18 protein-coding genes are annotated in these 22,884 nt (G+C 73.5%); 6 read left to right on the forward strand and 12 right to left on the reverse strand.

Features of this window, described 5'->3' with window-relative positions; genetic code table 11:
- Positions 1–230: 230 nt before the first annotated feature.
- Both QMC84_RS04740 and QMC84_RS04745 read left to right on the forward strand, forming a co-directional pair.
- A complete protein-coding gene (locus QMC84_RS04740) occupies positions 231–629 on the forward strand; it encodes a DUF2695 domain-containing protein (protein ID WP_300372346.1) in 399 nt (132 codons plus the stop codon).
- 52 nt (positions 630–681) lie between these two features.
- A complete protein-coding gene (locus QMC84_RS04745; protein ID WP_300372348.1) occupies positions 682–3,138 on the forward strand; it encodes a TIM-barrel domain-containing protein in 2,457 nt (818 codons plus the stop codon).
- 10 nt (positions 3,139–3,148) lie between these two features.
- Here the strand turns inward: QMC84_RS04745 and QMC84_RS04750 are convergent, their stop codons facing one another.
- The 3 genes from QMC84_RS04750 to QMC84_RS04760 form a co-directional block, all read right to left on the reverse strand.
- Positions 3,149–5,158 (reverse strand): VWA domain-containing protein, encoded by a 2,010-nt coding sequence (locus QMC84_RS04750; protein ID WP_300372350.1) that lies wholly within the window; start codon positions 5,156–5,158, stop codon positions 3,149–3,151.
- The gene (locus QMC84_RS04755; RefSeq protein WP_300372352.1) at positions 5,158–6,546 is read right to left on the reverse strand and encodes a magnesium chelatase; all 1,389 of its coding nucleotides are present in this window, start codon (positions 6,544–6,546) and stop codon (positions 5,158–5,160) included. The genes QMC84_RS04750 and QMC84_RS04755 overlap by 1 nt, the downstream gene beginning before the upstream one ends.
- Positions 6,547–6,672: 126 nt before the next feature.
- A complete protein-coding gene (locus tag QMC84_RS04760) occupies positions 6,673–7,722 on the reverse strand; it encodes a universal stress protein (protein ID WP_300372354.1) in 1,050 nt (349 codons plus the stop codon).
- Positions 7,723–7,873: 151 nt separating this feature from the next.
- Between QMC84_RS04760 and QMC84_RS04765 the strand changes: the two genes are divergently transcribed.
- Entirely contained in the window at positions 7,874–8,239 is a 366-nt protein-coding gene (locus tag QMC84_RS04765; RefSeq protein WP_300372356.1) for a YchJ family metal-binding protein, read from the forward strand.
- On the opposite strand, the gene QMC84_RS04770 is transcribed toward QMC84_RS04765, so the two are convergent.
- A complete protein-coding gene (locus QMC84_RS04770; RefSeq protein ID WP_300372358.1) occupies positions 8,236–8,634 on the reverse strand; it encodes a CBS domain-containing protein in 399 nt (132 codons plus the stop codon). The two genes, QMC84_RS04765 and QMC84_RS04770, sit on opposite strands and share 4 nt — an antisense overlap.
- 3 nt (positions 8,635–8,637) lie before the next feature.
- Positions 8,638–9,525: a universal stress protein gene (locus tag QMC84_RS04775; protein WP_300372360.1), complete on the reverse strand. Its 888-nt coding sequence runs from the start codon at positions 9,523–9,525 to the stop codon at positions 8,638–8,640.
- 145 nt (positions 9,526–9,670) lie between these two features.
- Between QMC84_RS04775 and QMC84_RS04780 the strand changes: the two genes are divergently transcribed.
- Both QMC84_RS04780 and QMC84_RS04785 read left to right on the forward strand, forming a co-directional pair.
- Positions 9,671–10,111 (forward strand): pyridoxamine 5'-phosphate oxidase family protein, encoded by a 441-nt coding sequence (locus QMC84_RS04780; protein WP_300372361.1) that lies wholly within the window; start codon positions 9,671–9,673, stop codon positions 10,109–10,111.
- A gap of 32 nt (positions 10,112–10,143) precedes the next feature.
- The gene (locus tag QMC84_RS04785) at positions 10,144–11,718 is read left to right on the forward strand and encodes a GAF domain-containing sensor histidine kinase (RefSeq protein ID WP_300372362.1); all 1,575 of its coding nucleotides are present in this window, start codon (positions 10,144–10,146) and stop codon (positions 11,716–11,718) included.
- A 36-nt stretch (positions 11,719–11,754) separates the two neighbouring features.
- Here the strand turns inward: QMC84_RS04785 and QMC84_RS04790 are convergent, their stop codons facing one another.
- The 7 genes from QMC84_RS04790 to QMC84_RS04820 all read right to left on the reverse strand — a co-directional run bounded on the left by QMC84_RS04790 (position 11,755) and on the right by QMC84_RS04820 (position 21,536).
- Positions 11,755–12,405 (reverse strand): response regulator transcription factor, encoded by a 651-nt coding sequence (locus tag QMC84_RS04790; RefSeq protein WP_300372363.1) that lies wholly within the window; start codon positions 12,403–12,405, stop codon positions 11,755–11,757.
- A complete protein-coding gene (gene cydD, locus QMC84_RS04795; protein WP_300372364.1) occupies positions 12,402–15,647 on the reverse strand; it encodes a thiol reductant ABC exporter subunit CydD in 3,246 nt (1,081 codons plus the stop codon). Before cydD ends, QMC84_RS04790 begins: the two co-directional genes overlap by 4 nt.
- Positions 15,648–15,654: 7 nt before the next feature.
- Positions 15,655–16,683, reverse strand: coding sequence for a cytochrome d ubiquinol oxidase subunit II (gene cydB, locus QMC84_RS04800; RefSeq protein WP_300372365.1), 1,029 nt, complete (start codon positions 16,681–16,683; stop codon positions 15,655–15,657).
- 15 nt (positions 16,684–16,698) lie between these two features.
- Positions 16,699–18,153 (reverse strand): cytochrome ubiquinol oxidase subunit I, encoded by a 1,455-nt coding sequence (locus QMC84_RS04805; RefSeq protein WP_300372366.1) that lies wholly within the window; start codon positions 18,151–18,153, stop codon positions 16,699–16,701.
- A gap of 195 nt (positions 18,154–18,348) precedes the next feature.
- Positions 18,349–19,545 carry a lipid-transfer protein gene (locus QMC84_RS04810; RefSeq protein ID WP_300372367.1) on the reverse strand — a complete coding sequence of 399 codons (1,197 nt, stop codon included), beginning with the start codon at positions 19,543–19,545 and terminating at the stop codon, positions 18,349–18,351.
- Positions 19,542–19,994, reverse strand: coding sequence for an OB-fold domain-containing protein (locus QMC84_RS04815; RefSeq protein ID WP_300372368.1), 453 nt, complete (start codon positions 19,992–19,994; stop codon positions 19,542–19,544). The genes QMC84_RS04810 and QMC84_RS04815 overlap by 4 nt, the downstream gene beginning before the upstream one ends.
- Before the next feature lie 144 nt (positions 19,995–20,138).
- The gene (locus tag QMC84_RS04820) at positions 20,139–21,536 is read right to left on the reverse strand and encodes a cystathionine beta-synthase (RefSeq protein ID WP_300372369.1); all 1,398 of its coding nucleotides are present in this window, start codon (positions 21,534–21,536) and stop codon (positions 20,139–20,141) included.
- Positions 21,537–21,635: 99 nt separating this feature from the next.
- Here QMC84_RS04820 and QMC84_RS04825 point away from each other — a divergent pair, with 99 nt between their 5' ends.
- A complete protein-coding gene (locus QMC84_RS04825; RefSeq protein WP_300372370.1) occupies positions 21,636–22,694 on the forward strand; it encodes an SGNH/GDSL hydrolase family protein in 1,059 nt (352 codons plus the stop codon).
- Positions 22,695–22,884 lie beyond the last annotated feature (190 nt).

Genomic DNA, 22,884 nt, shown 5'->3' on the forward strand with positions numbered 1-22,884 from the left:
AGCCCACGACCCCCACTACAAGATGACCCAACTCCCCGGCGGGAAGGTCGCCTTCACCCGGAGGACGTGAGCAGCCGGGCCCGACGCTCTCCCGGCCCGTCACCACAGCCCCACGACCACCCACCCGGCAGCCGGCCGGACACCGCGCCCCCGCGCAGAGCCTCACGCGCACCCAGGGCCGGACGAGCCGACCCCGGGGCGCTGTCGGTGGCCGCGACTAGGAAGGACCCATGAGCGAGATGTCGGTGGCCGACGAGGCCGAGCGCTACCTGCAGGTCCTGGCCGACCCGCGGTGCCGGCCGGCACCGCGCGAGTGCCTGGCCTGCTTCGTCGCCCGGATGCTCCCCGACTTCGGGTGTGACACAACGCTGCGCTGGGCCCAGCGCTTCCGCGACGTGCGCTCGCCCACGGCGACCGGGCTGGAGCGACGGCTCGGCAGTGTCGGGGGCTACTGCGACTGCGAGATCCTCCTCAACGGCTACCGGCTGGCCCGCCACCTGCTGGTGCGCGACCTCGCCACCGACGAGCTCGAGGCACCCGCCGAGCCGCCGACCTGCGCCGGCGTGGGGCGCACCTCGACGCGACCCTGCGTCAACTGGGAGCGGCGGAGCCGCCACGACACCTGGTAGGCCGGTGCGGCGAAGCACCGCGGCACCGTGGGCCTCGTGCGAGCATGCCGCCATGCCCGCCCACTCCATGCTCTCGCCCCTCGCCGGACTCGCGCTCGTCACCGGCCTGCTGGTGACCGGTGCGCCGGCCACCTCGGCCGAGGACGGTCCGGACGGCCGGGCGTCGGGTGGCCCGGCGCCGGACGGGTCCGGCGGGATGCACGCCGTCGTGACCGCCCCCGTCGGCGGCGACTGGGCGCTGCGCTTCGTCGATGACGACGGCACGGTGCTGGCCACGGTCGCGCGGGACGCGATCGCGCTGGTGACGGCGACCGGGAGGGTGCCCGCCGACCACGTGCTGGCCGTGCACGACGACGTCGTCGAGCTCGGCACCGCCGACCCGGCCCTCACCGCGAACGTGCGGGTCAGCCCCGCGGGCGACGGCGCCTACGCCGTGGCGGTGACCGGGCAGGGCAGCGGGATCACCGCGGTGTCGATCGATCTCCGTGCGCCCCGCGGCGAGCGCTACCTGGGCCTGGGCGAGCGCTCGGACGCGGTGGACCATCGCGGCCGGACGGTGCAGAACCGGGTGCTCGACGGTCCCTACACGACCAACCAGGCGGCGCTCGTCGCCGGGTTCGTGCCGCAGCCGGGCTTCAGTAGTCGCGCGGACGCGACGTACTTCCCGGTGCCGTGGATGCTCTCGACAGCCGGGTACGGCGTGCTCGTCGACAACGACGAGGACAGCTCGTTCGAGCTGGCGACGCCGCAGCACCCGGACGTGAACCGCCTGGTGGTGCAGTCCGACCGACTCGACCTGCGCGTGTTCCCGGGGCCGACGCCGGCGCGGGCCCTGACGCGGATGACCGGAGCCGTCGGCCGGCAGCCCGCCCCGGCCAGCCCGATGGCCTACGGCGCCTGGTGGCAGCCGATCGGTGACGCCGCGGCCGAGCTCGCGGAGCAGCGAGACCGCGACGTCGCGATCTCGGTCGCCCAGACCTACGCCCACTACCTACCGTGCGGCGCCCAGGACTCCTCGCGCGAGCGCACCCTCACCCAGTCGCTGCACGACCGGGGCGTCGGCGTGACGACGTACTTCAACCCGATGGTCTGCACGAGCTACCAGCCGGTCTACGACGAGGGCGTCGCCGCGGGCGCGTTCACCCGCAACCCCGACGGCTCCCCGCTGGTCTACCGCTACTCGACCGCGTCGAACTTCCGGGTCTCCCAGTTCGACTTCTCCGCCGCGGCCGGCCGCGACCTGTTCCACCGACTGCTCGACGAGGCCGTCGCGGACGGCTACGACGGGTGGATGGAGGACTTCGGCGAGTACACCCCCGGGACCGCGGTATCGGCCGACGGGACGCCGGGGCCGACGATGCACAACCGCTACGTCGAGCAGTACCACGCGACGGCCCGCGACTTCGAGACCCGGGCGCCGCGACCGCTGCTGCGGTTCAACCGCTCCGGTTGGACCGACGCCATCAAGGAGTCCTCGATCGTGTGGGGCGGTGACCCCACCACCTCGTGGGACTTCGACGGCCTGACGTCCTCGGTCCGCCAGGGCCTGACCAGCGGCACCTCGGGGCTGTCCTTCTGGGGACCGGACATCGGTGGGTTCTTCACCCTGATCGGCGACCCGAAGCTGACGCCGGAGCTGCTGGCCCGGTGGATCGAGTACGGCGCGTTCACCGGCGTGATGCGGCTGCAGTCCGGCGGCATCTCGATCGGGGTCTCCGGCGCGCGGCCGAACGTCACCGACCCGGGCGTGGCGCCGGTGTGGAAGCGCTACACCCGCCTGCGCACGATGCTCTATCCCTACATCGCCGGCAGCCAGGACGCGTACCTGCAGCGCGGTCTCCCGCTGATGCGGCACCTCGTCCTGGCCCACCCCGGCGACCGGCGGGCCGTGCGCACCGACGACGAGTACCTCTTCGGCCGGGACCTGCTCGTCGCTCCGGTGACCAGCCCGGGCACCAGCACGCGGCAGGTGTACCTCCCCGGCGGTCACTGGATCGAGCTCGCCCGCGCCTGGCGGCTGCGAGACGACGGCCGCTTCCACCTGCGGCGCGCCGAGGCGGTGCGCGGCCACCGCACCGTGACCGCCCGGGCGCCGCTCGGCACCATCCCGCTGTTCCTGCGCGCCGGCGCGGTCGTGCCGCTGCTGCCGCGGGGCGTCGACACCCTCAGCGACTACGGCGACGGCATCGTCCGGCTGGCCGACCGGGCCGCTCGGCGTACCCTCCTCGCCGCGCCGCGGGTCGGGGCCTCGCGCGGGACCCTCGGGCCGGGCGAGACGCTGCGCTCGGAGGTCACCGGCGGCTCCTGGACGCTGCGCCTCGACGCGACGGATGCGCGGACGTACGCCGTGCGGGCCACGCTGGCGGGGCTGGACCCGGCCTGGCGACCGTGCGGGGTGCGGGCCGACGGCGACCGGGTGCCGTTCGAGTACGCCCCCAGCCGGCGGGTGCTGCGGTTCACCGCCGGGGTCTCCGCCGCCGGCGAGATCGAGGTGACCGCCTGCCGCTAGTGGGGCGGCGCTAGTCGCCGACCCAGAAGCCGCGACCGCCGAACCAGTCGCCGTACCCGCCGTGGCCCGCGTTCGGTCGACGGGAGCCCAGGTAGGACCCGACGACGGCGGCGCCGAGGTCGTCGAGCTCGGGGGCGACCACCCGGCCGTCGACGCGACGAGCCATCTGGTCGATGAACCGGCCCAGGCCCGGGTCGTCGCCGAGGCGGAAGAACGTCGTCTGCGCGCCGAGCCGGCCGGCGGTGTCCAGCTCGCGGACGGCGTACGCGACGGTGAGCGGGTGCGGCGGGTAGGAGAAGTAGACCTCGCCGTCGGGCTCGAGGTGGGACGTCGGCTCGCCGTCGGTGACGATCAGCAGCACCGGCTGCGCGCTGGGGTGCTTGCGGAAGTGCCGGTTGGCGAGCAGCAGGGCGTGGTGCAGGTTGGTGCCCTTGTCCCAGCGGGCGTCGAGCCCCGTGAGCTGCTCGATCTCCATCACCTCGGCGTGCCGGCCGAAGCCGATCAGCTGCAGGTCGTCACCGCGGAAGCGCGAGCGGATCAGCGTGTGGAGCGCGAGCGCGGTGCGCTTCATCGGCACCCAGCGGCCATCCATCGCCATCGAGAACGAGGTGTCGACGAGCAGCGCGACGGCGGCCTGGGTGCGGGCCTCGGTCTCCTGCACCTCGACGTCGTCGATGCTGAGCCGCGGCCCGGTCGGGTCGCCAGCCCGGCGCAGCACGCCGTTGAGCATCGTGCGCGAGACGTGCCAGGGCTCGGTGTCGCCGAACGTCCACTGCCGGGTCGCGCCCGACAGGTCGCCCGCGGCACCGGCCCGCTGGAGCTCCCGGTTGCCCTGCCGGCCCGACAGCCGCTCGGCCACGTCGCGCAACAGCGCCCTGCCGAGCTGGCGCATCGCCTTCGGCGAGAGCCGGTACTGACCGTCGGTGCCGCGCTTCATGTAGCCCGAGTCCCGCAGTGCCTGCTCGAGCCGCTGGAGGGCGCGCGCGTCGACGGCTGCCTCGTCGCCCAGCTGCCGCGCGAGCTTGTCCAGATCGACGTCGTCCATCCGGGCGCCGCCGTACGACTGCGCGAGCTGCTCGCCGAGGGTGTCGAGGTCGGCGAGGTCCTGCAGCACGCCGGTGCCGTCGCCGAGCCCGAGCCCTTCCTGGCCGCCGAAGCTCTCCGAGCCACCCCAGTCCTCGCCGGGTCGCAGAGCCTGGAGGTTGGCGTCGAGCCGGTTCAGCGAGTCCATCAGCTGCGGTGACCCGAAGGCCTGCGCCGAGAGCTCCATCAGCTCCTGGCGCTGCTCGGGTGACATCGAGTTCAGCATCCGCTGGGCCGCGGCCGAGCGCTGGGCGAGGGAGTCGAGGAGCTCGTCGATGTTCTGGGGGTTCTCGGGGAAGAAGTCGCCGTGCTTGGCCATGAACTCGTCGAAGTCCGCCTGCGTGTCCTCGCCGAGCCGGTGCTTCTCGAGCAGCCCGTTGAGGTCCTGGAGCATCTCGTCGACGGCCGCGCGGTCCTCGTCGGTGGCGTTCTCCAGCGCCTGCTTCATGCCGGCGAAGCGCTGGTCCAGCAGCTCGCGGCCGAGCAGGTCCTTGATCTTCTCGTAGTCCTCGCGGGCCCCGCGGCTCTGCCAGTCGTACGACGACAGCTCGCTGACCGCGGCGGCGGTGTTCGGCGGCAGACTCTCCAGCTGCATCTCGCGGAGCGCCCGGTCGCCGTCGTCCATCATCGCGTCGCGGGCCAGCTGCTTGCGCTCCTCGAGCAGCGCGTGGTCGAGCAGCTCGCGCACCTCCTCGAGGGTGCCGTCGAGGTGGTGCCGCTGGAGCAGGTCGCGACGCCGCTCCGCCACCTGGCGGGCGAGGTCGTCGAGGCCGCTCTGGTCCCGGCCGCCGCGACGGAGGAACTCGCGCATCGCGCGCTCGGGCGAGTAGCCCGCCATCACGTCCTCGCCGATCGCGTCGAGCGCCTCCGCGAGGTCGACCGGCGGGGCGAGCGGGTCGCCGCCGTCGTACCGCTTGAAGCGGGTCCGGTCCTTCATCAGCCGTAGACGGTCTCGGCGCCGTCGGCGTCCTTGCCGATCTTGCGGGCCAGGTAGAGCCCCTCCAGGGCGAGCTCGATCGCGCACGCCCGCTCGCCGTCGTCGCCCGCCTGGAACCGCTCGCAGATCTCGTCGTACAGCTCGGACTCGCCGAGCACCGGCAGGCCGGTGAGGAAGTCCCGGGCGGTGACCTGCTCGCCGGTGGTGACCATGGCGCCGTTCTCGATCGCCGCGACGAGCAGTGCGAAGTCCAGGCCGCGGAAGTGCGCGCGCACGGCCTCGGCGGTCGCGGTGCGCAGCAGGTGGGTGAGGATCTCGGCCTCGCGGCCCTCCTCGCCGCTCTCGAACTCGATCTTCCCGCCGAGCACGTCGACCGCGGTCTCGAGGTCGACGACCCGGGCCACGGCCCGGTCCTCGCCCTGGGAGGTGGCCCGGTGCAGCGCGGCGGCGGCGATCGTCTCCGCTCCGGCGATCGCGAACCGCGCCGAGACGCCCGAGCGCTGGTCGACGGCACTGGACCCGCGCAGGGCCCGGGTGAAGCGCGCCAGGATCTCGACGAGCTGATCGGGGACCTCGGCGACCAGGTCCGCCTCCTGGCGGATCACGGCCACCTCGTCGTCCAGCTCGGCCGGGTAGTGGGTGCGGATCTCGGCGCCGAAGCGGTCCTTGAGCGGGGTGATGATCCGGCCGCGGTTCGTGTAGTCCTCCGGGTTCGCGCTGGCGACGACGAGCACGTCGAGGGGCAGTCGCAGCACGTAGCCGCGGATCTGGATGTCGCGCTCCTCCATCACGTTGAGCATCGCGACCTGGATCCGCTCGGCGAGGTCGGGCAGCTCGTTGATCGCGACGATCCCCCGGTGGCTGCGCGGGATCAGCCCGAAGTGGATCGTCTCCGGGTCACCGAGCGAACGACCCTCCGCGACCTTCATCGGGTCGACGTCGCCGATCAGGTCGGCGACCGAGGTGTCCGGGGTGGCGAGCTTCTCGGAGTAGCGATCGTCGCGGTGCCGCCAGGCGACCGGCAGGTCGTCGCCCAGCTCGGCGGCCCTCCGTCGCGATGCGTGGGTGATCGGGTCGTAGGGGTGCTCACCGAGCTCGGAGCCCTCGATCACCGGGGTCCACTCGTCGAGCATCCCGACCAGGGTGCGCAGCAGCCGGGTCTTGCCCTGCCCGCGCTCGCCGAGCAGCACCACGTCGTGGCCGGCGATCAGCGCACGCTCGAGCTGCGGGATCACGGTGTCGTCGAAGCCGTGCAGGCCCGGCCACGGATCGCGGCCCTCACGCAGCGCCGCGAGCAGGTTGTCGCGGATCTCCTGGCGCAGGTGCTTCTGGACGTGGCCGGAGGCGCGGAGCTCACCGACCGTCTTCGGAGAAGGAGCCGAGGTCACGTCACCACGCTACCCACGGCTCCAACAAACGGGACAGGTCTCCGTTTCCGCTCGATCGGTCGCGTGACGCGACCGCTCGCCCACGAGTCGCCCGCGAGTCGCCCGCGAGTCGCCGCTAGCCGCCCATTAGTTGCCCCGTCGGGCGCCGAGGCGGGTCCACCGGCGAGCCCGCACCCGGTCGGCCGACGTGGGCTCGTCGGACGGGCCGTCACCTGCGACCGACGTGCCCGGATCCGATGCGCCAGCGGCCGCTCCGGCAGCGTCGCGCTCCTCGGGCAGCAGCGGGGGCAGGATCGCCGTCGCGCACGCTTCGTCGGTCTCGGAGGCACCGACGACCTCCGCGACCCGTCGCGCGTGGGGAGCCCCGGCCACGAGCATGTCCGCGTCGAGCGGCACCCTCTTCAGGCACTCGTCGATGGCGGCGTCATCGACGAACAGCTGCGCGTCGACCCCCGGGAGCGCGCTGCGCAGCTCGGCCACCATGTCCGCCACGAGCGCCCGCTCGAATCCCAACAGCGACGGCCCGAGCTCGGACTCCATGCGCGCCATCGCGTCCATCAGCCCGAGGTCCGTGGCCGGACCGTCCGCCGGAGGGTCCGGCAGGCAGAGCAGCACGGTCAACGGCTGGCCGTTCTCCCGCGCCCGTCGCCAGGCGCGCACCAGCGTCACCCGCGACTCCGGAGAGCCGTCGCAGAGAACGACCATGCCGAGCTTGGGATCGGGCCCGCCGGCCCGCGGCACGATCACCGGGCACGGCGGCTGCTCGGCGACCAGCCTCTCCGCGACGTCGGGCAGGGGCACCCCGCGCGACGCGGCCGACCGGGTGCCGACGACGATCATCTCGGCCTCCGGCGCGAGCGCCATCAGCGCCTCGTGCGGTCCCGCGAGGCGGAGGATCTGGTAGGTGTCGACCCCGGGAGCGAGCTCGAGCACTCGGGCCTGCGCGCGATCGAGGAGGTCCCGCCCCGCGGCGATCATCGTGTCCAGCACCTCGCGGAGGTTGGGCGAGCCGATCTCCATCCAGGTCGTCACCGACGGCCCCACGCCGTGCACGAGAGTCAGCGGCAGGTCACGGCGACGGGCCTCCGCGGCCGCCCAGGCCAGCGCGTTCTCCGCCTCCGCGGATGCGTCCACGCCGACGGCGATCGAACGCCTGGGAACGTTCTGCTCCTCCATGTCAGGCACCTCCTGCGCGCCTGCTCGGCCCGTCCGTCGAGCGCCACACCTTCGTCTTCAGTGTGCGCTCGCACACCGGGCGGCACGCAGGTCGCCATCGACCCCGATGGGCGGGACCTTGGTCCCGACGTGGCGGCCTAGCCTGGTCCGCATGGATCTCCAGCGGACGTGCCCCTGCGGCTCCGACACGGCGTACGACGCCTGCTGCGGCCGGCTGCACCGCGGTGCCGCGCAGGCCGCGACCGCCGAGGAGCTGATGCGCTCGCGGTACGCCGCCTACGCGGTCGGTGAGACCGACTACGTGTTCCGCACCTGGCACCCACGCACCCGACCCGACGACCTCGCCCCCGACCCGGCGCTCACCTGGACCGGCCTCCGCATCGAGGACGCCGGCGAGGACTGGGTCGAGTTCGTGGCGTCGTACGCGCACGGCGGGGTGCCCGGCGTGCTGCGCGAGCGCAGCCGGTTCGAGCAACGCGGCGGCCGGTGGGTGTACGTCGACGGCGACGTGGGCTAGGTCGCGCCGCCACCGGCGAGGTGGCGCCCCGCGACGTGCGTCACCAGGTCGGCCCAGGTGAGCAGCCCCACGACCTTCCCGGTCCCGTCGGCGACCACGACCGCGTCGACGAGCGCGTCCAGCATCACCTCCGCCGCGCGCTGGAGGTCGTCGTCGGGGCTCACCCGCGACGGCTCCAGGAGCACCTGGTCGCCGACGCGACCCGGCCAGCCGGGCAGCCCGAGCGCGGCCAGCACCTGCTCGATGGACAGCAGGCCGCGCACCGTGCGATCGGGCTCGACGACCACCAGGTGGCGGACCGCCGAGGCGAGGAAGGTGTCGACGGCGATCGAGAGGTCGCAGTCGGACCGGATCGCGACCACACGGCGCGACATCACGGTCGACACCGCGTCCATCGGTCAGTCCCCCGACTCCGGGACAGCCGACTCCGGGACGATCGCGACCGGGCACGTGGCGTGCTCGAGCACCGCGTTGGCGATCGAGCCGTAGAGCAGGGTCGTCAGCGTGCCGCCGTGGTGGGCGCCGACCACGACCAGGTCCATCCGCTGCGAGGCCCGGACCAGGCGCTCGTCGGCCATCCCCCGGACCAGCTCGGTGCGTGCCTGGACCTCGGGGAACCTCTCGCCCAGGCCGGCGAGCGACTCGGCGAGCACCAGCCGGACGTCGCTGGCCACGGGCTCCTCCTCGGTGGCCGGCCGGGCGTCCCAGAAGCAGTGCATGATCGTCAGCGGCAGCCGGTGCAGCGCGGCCTGCCGGTAGGCGAACTCGAGGGTCGCCAGCGAGCGGTCGGTGCCGTCGGCGCCGACCAGGACGCCGTTGCGGACCGTGCCCGGGTTGCCGGGCCGGACCACGACGACCGGGCACCTGGCCTCCCGCGACACCGCGAGGCTCACCGAGCCCAGGAGCAGGGTCTTGATCGGCCCGCGCCCCCGGGAGCCGACCACCACCATGGCGGCCTGCTCGGAGAGCTCGAGCAAGGTGACCCGGGCGTCGGACGTCCGGAGGACCTGGTGCACCACGAGGTCGGGGGCACGCCGCGCGACCTGCTCGCGGGCCTGGTCGAGCATCACCTCGGCGTCGGCCTGGAGGGCCTCGAGCACCACGCGGTGGTCGAGGCCGACCGGGTCGACCCAGACAGAACCGGAGGGGTCCACGCCGTGCGCCAGGGTCAGCTGGCGGGACTCCAGCTGCGCCTGGTCGATCGCCCACTCGAGGGCCCGCTCGGCCGACGGCGAGCCGTCCAGGCCGACGACGACGCTCCCCGAGGGAATCGCGGTGGTCTCCATGGATCCACCGTGGGCCGGGGGGTCCGGAGCGAGTAGCGCCGAAGGCCCCGCATGTCAGGACCATCGACCCTGCTGACCCCAACGGCCCGTCGTCAGCATGGGGAGAACAGATTCCACCCGAGTTCCACCCGAGGGGGCCACCGCCGTGCCGGAAGCGATCGACCTGAGCCGCGAGGAGTGCGAGCGGTTGCTGCGCGCCGGCGTCGGCGGCAGGATCGCGCTCTCCTCCCCCAACGGGCCGCACATCGTGCCCGTCAACTACTCCGTGGTCGACGACGCGATCGTGGTGCGCACCTCGCCGTACAGCGTGCTCGGCACCTACGGCCGCGACAGCATGCTCGCGTTCGAGGTCGACCAGTTCGACCACGACCGGCAGCGCGGCTGGAGCGTCGTGAGCCGCGGCCGCGGCGAGGTGGTGTCGGACGCCGAGGAGCTCGACCACATCCGCACCGTCTGGGAGCCGCGGCCGTGGGCGTCCGGGGCCCGGAGCCTGCACCTGCGGCTGCGGTGGACCGAGATCTCCGGCCGGCGGATCGGGTCCGGGTGGGACGTGGAGGCGGCGCTGCCCGTGCGGCGCTCGGTGTGATCGAACCTGGGACGGCGCGGCAGACTAGAGGCGTGACGTCCGAGCACGACGGGGTGCTGTCCGCCTCGACGCGAGCGCTGCTGGACGCGGTCGCCGCGATCTCCTCCGACCTGGACCTGCGCTCGGTGCTGGCCCGCATCGTCGAGGCCGCGACCCGGCTCACCGACGCGCGGTACGGCGCTCTCGGCGTGGTCGGCAGCGGGTCGCTGCTCGTCGAGTTCGTGACGACCGGTGTCGACGACGCCGAGCGCGCCCTGATCGGCGACCCGCCCCACGGGCAGGGGATCCTCGGGCTGCTGATCCGCGAACCGGAGCCGCTCCGGCTCGACGACCTCACCGAGCACCCGCAGTCGGCCGGGTTCCCGCCGCACCACCCGACGATGCGCTCCTTCCTCGGGGTGCCGGTCCGGATCCGGGGCACCGTCTTCGGCAACCTCTACCTCACCGAGAAGTCCGGCGGCGGGGCGTTCACCCCCGAGGACCAGCTGCTGGTCGAGTCGCTCGCGAGCACGGCCGGGTTCGTGATCGACAACGCCCGCGCCTACGGCCTCAGCGAGCGCCGGCGCCAGTGGCTCGAGGCGTCCGCCGAGCTCACCGAGACGCTGCAGCCGCCGATCGAGCTCGGCCGGGCGCTGAGCCAGGTCGCCCGCTCGGCGCGCTCGATGAGCGGTGCGATCGCCGCGTCGGTCCTCCGCCTGGACAACGGCACCCCCGTGCACACCACGTCGGTCGACCCCGCCGACGCCGACCGGGTCGCCGGCAAGCTGGAGCTGCTGGGGGACGAGGTCTGGCCGCGGGGCGACGACTCCCCGGTCGGCCGGGCCATCGGTGACCTGGAGGCGCTCCTGGTGCCGTTGCGCACCCACCTGGTCGGCAGTGGGCTGCTGGTGCTGCTGTTCGAGGGCGGCACCCCGCCCCCGGCCATCGACGAGCGCGCCCTGCTCACGTCCTTCGCCGACCAGGCCGCGCTCGCGCTGGACCGGGCCCAGGCCATCGAGGACCGCGCCGAGCTGGCCGTCACCTCCGATCGGGAGCGGATCGCCCGGGACCTGCACGACCTGGTGATCCAGCGGCTCTTCGCCACCGGGCTGCAGCTCCAGGGCACGGTATCGATGGCCACCAGCCCGGAGCTGGCCGCGCGCATCGACGAGGCGGTGGTCGCGCTCGACATGACCATCAAGGACATCCGCGGCACGATCTTCGAGCTCCAGCACCGCGGGCACGCGCCGTCGCTGCGCGCCGACCTGCGTCAGCTCGCGCGGGAGTACGCGCCGCTGCTGAAGTTCGACCCCACCGTGACGACCGTCGGTCCGGTCGACACCGCCGTCCCGCCCGAGGTCCGCGAGCAGCTGCTGCCGGTGCTGCGCGAGGCGCTCTCGAACCTGGCCCGGCACGCCGCCGCGGATCGCGCCGAGATCGAGCTGGCCGCCGACGAGCGCGAGGTGCGGCTCACCGTGCTGGACAACGGCGTCGGCCTCGATGCGCTCCACGCCGAGAGCGGGCTGCGCAACGCCCGCCGCCGCGCGACCGCCCTCGGCGGCTCCTTCGAGCTCGGCCCGCGCCAGCCGCGCGGCACCTCGTTCGTATGGCGCGTGCCGCTGCGTTGACCCGCCCCAGAGCCTCGGCCGGGTCGTCGCCGGAGGTCAGCTGCCGAGCAGCTTGCTGGCGAGCACCGCGGCCTGGGTGCGGCGCTCGAGGCCCAGCTTGGCAAGGATGCTGGAGACGTAGTTCTTCACGGTCTTCTCGGCGAGATACATCCGCTCGCCGATCTGCCGGTTCGTCAGGCCCTCGGCGATGTAGCCGAGCAGCTTCAGCTCCTGCTCCGTCAGCTCGGCCAGCTCCGGAGCGGTCGTCGGTGGGTGCCGCACCCGCTCGAGCACCCGCGCGGTCAGCGTCGGGTCGATCAGCGAGTTGCCGGCCGCGACCTGGCGGATCGCCGAGACCAGGTCCGAGCCCTTGATCTCCTTGAGCACGTAGCCGGCGGCGCCGGCCATGATCGCCGCGAACAGCGCCTCGTCGTCGTCGTAGGAGGTCAGGATCAGCGCGGAGATGGTCGGGTCGACCGCGCGCACGGTGCGGCACACCTCGATCCCCGATCCGTCGGGCAGCCGCGCGTCCAGGACGGCGACGTCCGGCCGGAGCGCCGGGATCCGGTTGCTGGCGTCCACCGCGGAGCCGGACTCGCCGACGACCTCGATGTCACCAGAGCTCTCCAACAGCGCGCGCAGCCCCTGTCGAACGACCTCGTGGTCGTCGAGGAGGTAGACGCGGATCTTCTCCGGGCCCTCGGTCATGCCCCTGTTCTATCAGTCCCCAGGTCGAGGACGCGGTCCACCCGGTCGAGACCGGCGTCCGCGTGCGTGATCCAGAGGACCGTGCGGCCCTCCTGGCCGTCCAGGACCTCGGCGGCGAGCGCCTCCGCGGTCGCCCCGTCGAGATGCGCCGCCGGCTCGTCGAGCACGAGCACCGGCTGGTCGGCGAGCAGCGAGCGAGCGATCGCGATCCGGGCCCGTTCGCCTCCGGAGACGCCGGCATGGCCGTCGCCGAGCCAGCTGCCGAGCCCGGCCGGCAGGGAGTCCAGCCAGTCGCCGAGCCGCGCGCGCCGCAGCGCGTCCTCGACCTCGGCGTCGCTGGCCTCGGGACGCGCCAGCCGCACGTTCTCGGCGAGGGTCGTGGCGAACACGTGCGGGTCGTCGTCGACCAGCCCGACGCTGCGGCGTACGTCGTCGAGCGCGATCTCCCGCAGCGAGCGGCGCCCCAGCACGACCCGGCCGCGCACCGGGTCGACGAACCGGAGCAGCAGCGAGGCCAGCGTGCTCTTCCCGGAACCGGTCGGGCCGACCACCGCCACCCGGTCGCCGGGACGCAGGTCGAGCGAGAGGTCCTCGAGCACGACCCGGTCCGCCCAGGCGGCCGACACCCGTTCGACTCCCACCCGGTCGCCACCGTCGGCGGGCACCGGATCCTCGGGATCGGCCACCGCCGGCGGGGTCGCCGCGATCCGGGCCAGCCGCGCCTCCGCCGCCCGGGTGCGGGCGGAGAGGGCGCCGGCGTCGGCGACCGACGAGGCCACCTCGGCGAGGGCCAGCGGCAGCAGCACCAGCAGCGCGAGCATCGGCCCGGACAGCGCGCCCTCGGCCACGAGGGGCGTCAACAGCCAGGCCATCACCGCGACCCCGGCCCCGGAGACGGCCAGCACGACGGCCCGGGCCCAGGCCAGCCAGGTCGCCGCGGCGACGCCGGCGCGACCGAGCTCGTCGCTGACCGCGGACACCGAGGCGAGCGCGCGCCCCTCGGCCTGCCACATCGCCAGCTCGCTCGCGGTCTGGGTGACCTCGACGACGACCTCCGAGAGCCGCGCCCGGCTCTCGACCGCACGCCGTTCGGCGCGCGTGGCGCCCGCCCGGGCCAGCAGGTAGCCCAGTCCGCCGGCGGCCAGGCAGGTGCCCGCGACGACGGGGACCGACAGCGGCTCGATGATCGCGGCCACCGCGAGCGCGATCGCCGCGACGGTGAGGGCGCCGCGCACCGGCATCCGGACCCGCAGCTCCCGGTCGAGCACGGAGTCCACGTCGTCGACGATCGCGGCCAGCACGTCGCCGCGGCGCCGGCCCAGCGCGCCGGGCGTGAGCGGTACGACGGCCTCGTAGACCCGGACCCGGCGCTCGGCGAGCACCCGGAGCACGACGTCGTGGGACCGGAGCCGCTCGACGTACCGCAGCACCGGCCGCGCGAGGCCGAAGGTCCGCACGCCGACGATGGCGACCATCAGGGTCAGCACGGCCGGCCGGTGCGAGGCCTGCACGATCAGCCAGCCGGCGGTCGCGGTGAGCGCGACCCCGGACGCGGAGGCCAGGCCACCGACCAGGGTCGGCAGCAGCAGGCCGCGCCGCCGCGGCTCGACGGCGGGCTCGGGTGGGGCGGGCCGCGCGGCCGCCGCGCCGACGGTGGGCACGGTCTCGGGCACCTCGGGCGGGGTGAGCGCGACGACCCGGTCGGCCAGCGCGACCAGCGCCGGACGGTGGGCGACCACGACCACGGCGCGGGTGCGGCCGAGCTCCTGGACCGTGTCGGCGACCACCTGCTCGGTCAGCGGGTCCAGGTGCGCGGTCGGCTCGTCGAGCAGCACCCACGGCCGGTCGGCGAGGACGACCCGGGCCAGCGCGAGCCGGGCCCGCTCGCCGGCGGAGAGGGTGGCCCCGTCCTCGCCGAGCACGGTGTCGAGGCCCGCGGGCAGGTCGCGGACCCGCTCCTCCAGGGCGACCCGGCGCAGCGCGTCCCAGAGCCGGTGCTCATCGGCGTCGGGCACGGCGAGCCGGAGGTTGTCGGCCACGGTGCCCGCGACGAACACCGGGCGCTGCGGCAGCCACGCGATCCGGCGGCGGTCCGGGCCGCGGACCACCCCCGAGGTCGGCTCCAGCAGACCCGCGAGGACCGCGAGCAGCGTGGACTTGCCGCACCCGGACGGTCCGGTCAGGGCGGTCACGCCACGGTCGGGCACGGTCAGGGTCACCTCCTCGAGGGCGGGGACGGCCCGACCAGGGCGCAGCACGGTCACGCCCTCCAGCGACATCGGCCCGGCCCGGCGTACGCCGTCGGCCCGGTCCGGCTCCGCGACGAGCTCGCTGGCCGCCTCGAAGGTCGCGACCCCCTCCGCGGCGGCGTGGAACTCGGCGCCGACCCGCCGCAGCGGCCAGTAGGCCTCGGGGGCGAGCAGCAGGACGACCAGCGAGGTCTCCAGGTCGAGGCTGCCCTGCGCGAGCCGCAGGCCGACGGTGACCGCGACCAGCGCGACCGACAGGGTCGCCACCAGCTCGAGGATCGCCGAGGAGACGAACGCGATGCGCAGCGTGTCCATGGTCCGGCGCCGGTAGCGGTCGGTGACGGCGCGGATCGTCGCGGCCTGCGCTCCGGCCCGGCGGAACGCGACCAGCGTCGGCAACCCGCGCATCACGTCGAGGAAGTGGCCCGACAGCGAGGCCAGCGCGCGCCACTGCGACCGCGCCCGGTCCTGGGTCGCCAGGCCGACCAGGATGCCGAAGACGGGGATCAGCGGCAGCGTGCAGACCACGATCAGCGCGCTCATCGGGTCCTGCGTCGCGATCGCCACCAGCGTCACGCAGGGCAGCACGCCGGCGAGCACCAGCGCCGGCACGTAGCGGGTGAGGTAGGGCTCCGCCGCGCTCGCGCCCCGGGTCGCGAGGGTGGCCAGCTCACCGGAGGACCGCGCACCGTCGGAGCGCAGGATCGCGGCGACGACCCGGCGGCGTACGTCGGTGCCGACGACGGCGGCAGCCCGGGCGGCCATCGTGTCGGTGGTCCACCCGGTCAGCGACCGGGCCACGAACACCGCGACCACGAGGACCCCCCAGCGGCCGACCGGGCCGTCGTGCAGCGCGGCGAGGACGAGCTCGGTGACCACCCAGGCCTGGCCGACCAGCAGCACGCTGCCCACGACCCCCGCGGCCAGGACGACAGCGAGCTGACGCCGGGCCGGGGCGAGCTGACGCCTGATCCGGGGGTCGCCCGGCCTCACGGCGCTCTCACGCCACGTTCTCCGGCGTGGACTCCAGCTCGGCCTCGGGGATGTGGTGCTCCGAGATCCGCCTGCGGAAGACCCAGTACGTCCACGCCTGGTAGGCGACCACGAGCGGGGTGAAGATCGCGGCCACGATCGTCATCACCTTGAGCGTGTAGTCCGTGGCGGCCGCGTTCGTGGCGGTGAGCGAGAACGCCGCGTCGGTGGTCGACGGCATCACGTCGGGGAACAGCGCGACGAACAGCCCGGCCACCGCGAGGGCGATCGTGACGAACGTGCCGAGGAATCCCCAGCCCTCACGCCCGGCTCGGGCCATGAGGACGCCGCCGACCAGGGCCGCTGCGGCCAGGACGAAGAGCACCGCCGAGCCGGTGTTGCCGGTGTCGGCCTGCGTCCAGAGCAGGAACACCACGGCCGCCACGGCCGCACCCAGACCGAGCCGGACGCTCAGCCGGCGGGCCCGCAGCCGGATCTCGCCGTCGGTCTTCAGCGCGATGAACATCGCGCCGTGGGTGAGGAAGAGCAGCAGCGTCACGACGCCGCCGAGCAGGCCGAAGGGGTTCAGCAGCGTGAACAGGCTGCCGGTGAAGTCCTTGGTCTCGTCGATCGGCACGCCGCGCACGATGTTCGCGAACGCCACGCCCCACAGGATCGCGGGCAGGAGCGACCCGACGATGATCGCCAGGTCCCAGCGGTTCCGCCAGGACTGCTCGGGGCGCTGGTGGCGGTACTCGAAGGCCAGGTTGCGCACGATCAGCGCGACCAGGATCAGCAGCAGCGGCAGGTAGAACCCGCTGAACAGCGTCGCGTACCACTCGGGGAACGCCGCGAACGTCGCACCGCCCGCGGTCAGCACCCACACCTCGTTGCCGTCCCAGTGCGGGCCGATGGTGTTGATCAGCAGCCGTCGCTGGCGGTCGTTGCGGGCGAGCACCGGCAGCAGCATGCCGACCCCGAAGTCGAAGCCCTCGAGGGTGAAGTAGCCGATCCAGAGAACGGCGATCAGAATGAACCAGACTGTGGTGAGCTCCATCGATCCGTCTCTCGCTTAGTAGGCGAACGCCAGGGGTCGGTCCTCGTCCTCGTCGCTGCCGCGCAGCGTCGGGTCCGGAGGCTCCTCGAACGGGTCGGCGCCCTTCCTCACGTACTTGACCAGCAGGCCGACCTCGATCACCGCCAGCACGGCGTACAGGAGGGTCAGCACGACGATCGAGATCCAGGCCTCGAGCTGGCTCACCCCGGGCGAGACGCCGTGCGCGGTGGTCATCAGGCCGAACACCGCCCAGGGCTGACGGCCCATCTCGGTGAAGATCCAGCCGAAGGAGTTGGCGAGCACGGTGAGGACCGGGAGGCTGAGCACCATCGGCGCGAACCAGCGCGCGGTCGGCGCGCGGCCCTTGCGGGTCAGCCACAGCACCAGGGCGGCGCCGGCGGCCATCAGCAGGCCGAGTCCGATCATCAGGCGGAAGCTCCAGTAGGTGACGGGGATGTACGGCGTGTAGTCGCCCGGCGAGTAGTACGCCGCGCCGGGGTCCTGGCCGTAGGTCTGCTCGTACTCGGCACGCAGGTCGTTGATCCCCTCGACGGTGGCACCGGTGTCGCCCTCGGCGAGGAAGGACAGGACGCACGGGACGGTCAGCGACCACTTCTCGGTCTTGCCGTCGGGAGTGCCGATCGTGAAGATCGAGAACGGCGCGCAGCCGTCGGAGTCGGTCTGGTAGAGCGCCTCGGCCGCCGCCATCTTCATCGGCTGGACATCGGTCATGATCTTGCCCTGGATGTCGCCGCTGACGGCGACGCCGAGGCCGGCGACCAGCGCCACCCAGGCACCCAGCCGGATGCCCATGCGGTACATCGAGCGGTCCCGCTCGAAGCGCTTGTTGGCGTAGAGCCAGGCGCTGATGCCGAGGATGAAGGCCGCGGAGGTCATGTACGCCGCCAGGATCACGTGCGGGAACGTGATGAGCTGGACCTTGTTGGTCATCACGGCCCAGAAGTCGGTGAGCTCCGCGCGGCCGGTGTCGGGGTTGTACTCGTAGCCGACCGGGTGCTGCATCCACGAGTTGGCCGCCAGGATGAACCAGGCCGACGCGAGCGTGCCGAGGTGGACCAGCCACATGCAGCCGACGTGCAGCTTGCGCGGGAGCTTGTCCCACCCGAAGATCCACAGCCCGAGGAACGTGGACTCGAGGAAGAACGCGAGCAGCGCCTCGACGGCCAGCGGTGCGCCGAAGATGTCACCGACGAACCGGGAGTAGTCCGACCAGTTCATCCCGAACTGGAACTCCTGCACGATGCCGGTCACCAGGCCGAGCGCGAAGTTGATCAGCAGGAGCTTCCCGAAGAACTTCGCCAGCCGCAGCCACTCCGGCCGCGCCGTACGCAGCCAGTTGGTCTCCATCACGGCGACCAGCAGCGTCAGGCCGATGGTCAGGGGGACGAACAGGAAGTGGTAGACGGTGGTGATTCCGAACTGCCACCGTGCGACGTCGAGGATGTCCACGAGACGACCTTCGGACAGACCCTTGGCCCCTCGGCATGGTCTCTGGGCCCGAGGCTCGGGACCAAGGTCCCGGGTTTGTCACGGGTCGCGAGATCTCCGTCACGCCGGTCCACAAGACCTGCCGAAGAACGCTCTAGAAAGTGACAAGATCCGTCCGATAAGCCCGCGACGACGACCTGTCCCTCGACCTCCGGCTCAGATGCTCAGGAGCACCGACGAGCCGTGGCCGAACAGGCCCTGGTTGGCGGTGATGCCGACCCGGGCGCTCTCGACCTGGCGGCCGCCTGCCTGACCACGCAGCTGCCAGGCCACCTCGCACACCTGGGCGAGCGCCTGCGCGGGGACGGCCTCGCCGAAGCAGGCCAGGCCGCCGGACGGGTTGACCGGGATCCGGCCGCCGATCGCGGTCTCCCCCGCGCGCAGCAGTGCCTCGGCCTCGCCGCGCTTGCAGAGCTGGAGGTCCTCCATCCAGTCCAGCTCGAGGGCGGTCGAGAGGTCGTAGACCTCGGCCAGGTCCACGTCGGCGGGGTCGATGCCGGCCTCCTCGTAGGCCGCCTGGCCGATCGACTCCTTGAACGTCCGCTCCGGCGCCCCGGCGACCAGGCTGGAGTCGGTGGACAGGTTCGGCATGTCCAGCACCGTGTTCGGGAAGGTTGGGGTGACCGTCGAGATCGCGTTGATCCGCACCGGGCTCGAGACGCCGCGCCGTCGTGCGTAGTCCGTGGACGTGAGCACGACCGCCGCCGCACCGTCCGAGGTGGCGCAGATGTCGAGCAGGTGCAGCGGGTCCGAGACGACCGCGCTGGTCAGCACGTCCTCGACGGTGACCTCCTTGCGGTAGCGGGCGTGCGGGTTCTCCAGCCCGTGCCGCGCGTTCTTCACCTTGACCCGGGCGAAGTCCTCCGGGGTGGCGCCGTACAGGTCCATCCGGCGGCGGGCGTAGAGGGCGAAGTACGCCGGGTTGGTCATGCCCAGCAGCCGGAAGCGCAGCCAGTCGGGGTCGTCCCACCGCTCCCCCGCGTTGGGCGCGAGGAACCCCTGGGGGGTCGTGTCGGCCCCGACCACCAGCGCCACCTCGCACATCCCGGCCAGGATCCGGGCGCGGGCGGTGTCGAGGGCCTGGGCGCCGGTGGCGCAGGCGGCGTACGACGTGGCCACCCGAGCGCCGTTCCAGCCGAGCGCCTGGGCGAACGTCGCACCGGCGACGTAGCCGCCGTAGCCGTTGCGCACGGTCTCGCCGCCGACCACCAGGTCGACGTCGCGCCAGTCGACGCCGGAGTCGGCGAGGGCGGCCCGCGCCGCGTGCACGCCGTACTCGACGAAGGGGCGGCCCCACTTGCCCCACGGGTGCATGCCGACCCCGAGGACGGCGACGTCCTTGCTCCCGCTCACTGGTCGGCCTCCTCGCCCATCTCCGCCACCGGCTTCCAGCGCCAGGTGGTGCGCTCGCCGGCCTCGTCGGCGTAGAGCGTCTCCACGACCAGCTCGACCTCGGCGCCGACCCGCAGGTCGGCCACGCCGTACCCGTCGGCCACCTGGCCGAGCACGACGAGCCCCTCGGGCAGCTCGACGGCCGCGAGCGCGAACGGCTCGTAGGGGTCGGTGCGCGGGACGTACGGCGGCGGCGGCTGGTACTGCGCGTCGGTGTAGGACCAGACCGTGCCCCGGCGGGAGAGCTCGGTCTCCTCGAACTCCTCGCCGGCACAGGCCGGGTTGCGACAGAAGCCGGCGGCCCTGGGGAAGAAGACGGTCCCGCACGTCGTGCAGCGGGAGCCGAGCAGCGCCGGCTGCGGTCCGGTCGTGAACCAGCCGTCGACCGCCGGGGTGCCCGTCGCCGCCATCAGCCCTCCTGAGAACTAGAACGTGTTCTCACTATAGAGGTTGCGGTCCACACTCACGCGCCCACCGCCACCACGACGAGGACCGACTGGCCCGGGATCGATCCCGCGGCCCGCGTGGCGGCGAAGCCGACACGCGAGACGCGGCTAGCCCCGCGCCAGGTACGCCAGCAGGTCGTGGCGGGTGACGACGCCGACCGGCTTGCCGTCCTCGTGGACCAGGAGGGCGTCGGCGCCCTCGAGCGCGGCGACGGCGTCGGAGGCGGGCTCGATCGAGCCGATCGTCGGCAGCGGCGGCGCCATGTGCTCGCCGACGCTGTCGGTGAGCCGCGCCGCGCCGGTGAACAGCAGGTCGAGCAGGGTCCGCTCGGAGACCGACCCGACCACCTCGGCGGCCACCACCGGCGGCTCCGCGCGCACGACCGGCATCTGGGAGACGTTGTACTCCTGGAGGATCGCCACGGCCTCGGCGATGGTCTCGTTCGGGTGCGTGTGCACGAGGTCGGGCAGCCGGCCGCTCTTGCCGCGCAGCACCTCCCCGACCGACTGCACGGACCGCTCGGCGCCGTCGATCGGGAAGCCGTACTGCGCGAGCCAGTCGTCGTTGAACACCTTGGTCAGGTAGCCGCGGCCGGAGTCCGGGAGGAGTACGACGATCACCGCGTCCTCGCCCTCCGGGGTGCCGGCGAGCTCGTGGGCGAGCTGGACCGCCGCGTGCACGGCCATGCCGGAGGAGCCGCCGACCAGCAGCGCCTCCTCGCGGGCCAGCCGGCGGGTCATCGCGAAGGAGTCCGCGTCGGAGACCTCGATGATCCGGTCGGCGACGTCACGGTCGTAGGCCTCCGGCCAGAAGTCCTCGCCCACGCCCTCGACCAGGTACGGGCGGCCGCTGCCGCCGGAGTACACCGAGCCGGCGGGGTCGGCGCCGACCACCTGGATCGACGAGTTCTGCTCCTTGAGGTAGCGCCCGGTGCCGCTGATGGTGCCGCCCGTGCCGACACCGGCGACGAAGTGGGTGACCCGGCCCTCGGTCTGCGCCCAGATCTCGGGGCCGGTGGTCTCGTAGTGCGACCGCGGGTTGTGCGGGTTGGAGTACTGGTCCGGCTTCCACGCACCCGGCTGGGAGGCCAGCCGGTCGGAGACGTTGTAGTAGGAGTCCGGGTGCTCGGGCTCGACGGCGGTCGGGCAGACGACCACCTCCGCGCCGTACGCCTTGAGCACGTTGCGCTTGTCCTCGCTGACCTTGTCGGGGCACACGAAGACGCACTTGTAGCCCTTCGCCTGCGCGACCATCGCCAGCCCGACGCCGGTGTTCCCGGACGTCGGCTCGACGATCGTGCCGCCGGGCTGCAGCAGGCCGTCCGCCTCGGCCGCCTCGATCATCCGGGTGGCGATGCGGTCCTTCACGGAGCCGCCGGGGTTGAGGTACTCCACCTTGGCGAGGACGATCGGTCCCTTCGCGCCGTTCAGGGAGCCCATGGACGTCGAGAGCCTCAGCAGCGGCGTGTTGCCGATGAGGTCGAGGAGTGAGTTCACGTACTGCACCCCGCCAATCTAGAGGCGGTCCGCACCATCGCGTAAACCCCGCCACGACGCCGGCCGACCCCGCCGGCCGGGGCTGGCCCCCGTCCGTAGAGTGAGGCCGTGGGGAAAGCCGCCGCTGCTCGCAAGCTGGCCTCCGCCGCTGCGTACGGCGGGGGCGGCGTCTCGGTGCTCGGCGGAGCCCTCTACGGCCTGCTCCGGGTCGAGGCCCGGGTGGCGCGCAAGACCATCGGCCGCCTCGACGACGACCCGCCCGACCCGACCGGCTGGTACGGCCGCGGCCGGCCCGGCCCGGCGATCAAGGTGGCGCTGCTCGGGGACTCCAGCGCCGCCGGGTACGGCGTGGAGCGGGTCGAGGAGACCCCCGGCGCGCTGCTCGCCAGCGGACTGGCGGAGCGGGCCGACCGCAGGGTCTACCTGCGCGACTTCGCGGTCGTCGGCGCGATGTCCTCCGACCTGTCCAGCCAGATCGACCGGGCGCTCCCGACCGAGCCGCACGTCGCGGTGGTGCTGATCGGCGCGAACGACGTCACCCACAGCGTGCTGCCGTCGGCGTCCGTGCGCCACCTCTCCGAGGCGGTACGCCGGCTCCGCGAGGCCGGCGTGGCGGTGCTGGTCGGGACCTGTCCCGACCTCGGCACCATCAAGCCGATCGCCCCGCCGCTCAAGCAGGTGGCGCGCGCGTGGTCACGCCGGCTCGCGGCCGCCCAGACGATCGCGGTGGTCGAGGCGGGCGGGCGCACCGTCTCCCTCGGCTCGATCCTCGGACCCGAGTTCGCGGCCGCACCCGCGATCCTCTTCGGGCCCGACCAGTTCCACCCGTCGGCCGACGGCTACCGCTCGCTGGTCACGGTGCTGCTGCCCTCCGCCCTGGCCGCGCTCGGCCTGATCCCCGAGGACGAGGCGGAGCCGGAGGCCTACCGTGGCGAGGGCGTACTGCCGATCACCGCGGCCGCGCTCCAGGCCGTCAACCAGCCCGGCACCGAGCTGGGCGGCACCGAGGTCGGCGGCTCCCGCCGCGGCGTCCGCGGCCTGTGGGTCGAGCTTCGGCACCGGCGCCGTCACCCGGGCACGGCCGCGGAGGCACCCCAGCACGACGGCGAGGACATGACCGTCGCCGAGGAGCCGGAGGGCGCCGGTGAGGCGTCCGGGCAGGGCTAGCACACCACTGCGATCCTCACCGAGCTGGACCTGCCGCCCGCCGCCGGGCGACACCGCCGGGTGCTGGCGGTGCCCGCCTGGCTCGACGGCGAGGGTGAGTCCCACGCGTCCTTGAAGTCACGCTTGGCAGCCGGAACCCCGCAAACACGCCGAAGGGCCCCGGGAGCACCCCGGGGCCCTTCGCGGTCGC

Origin of the sequence: Nocardioides sp., assembly GCF_030019515.1 — a bacterium.
In the GTDB taxonomy this organism is placed as follows: Bacteria; Actinomycetota; Actinomycetes; order Propionibacteriales; family Nocardioidaceae; genus Nocardioides.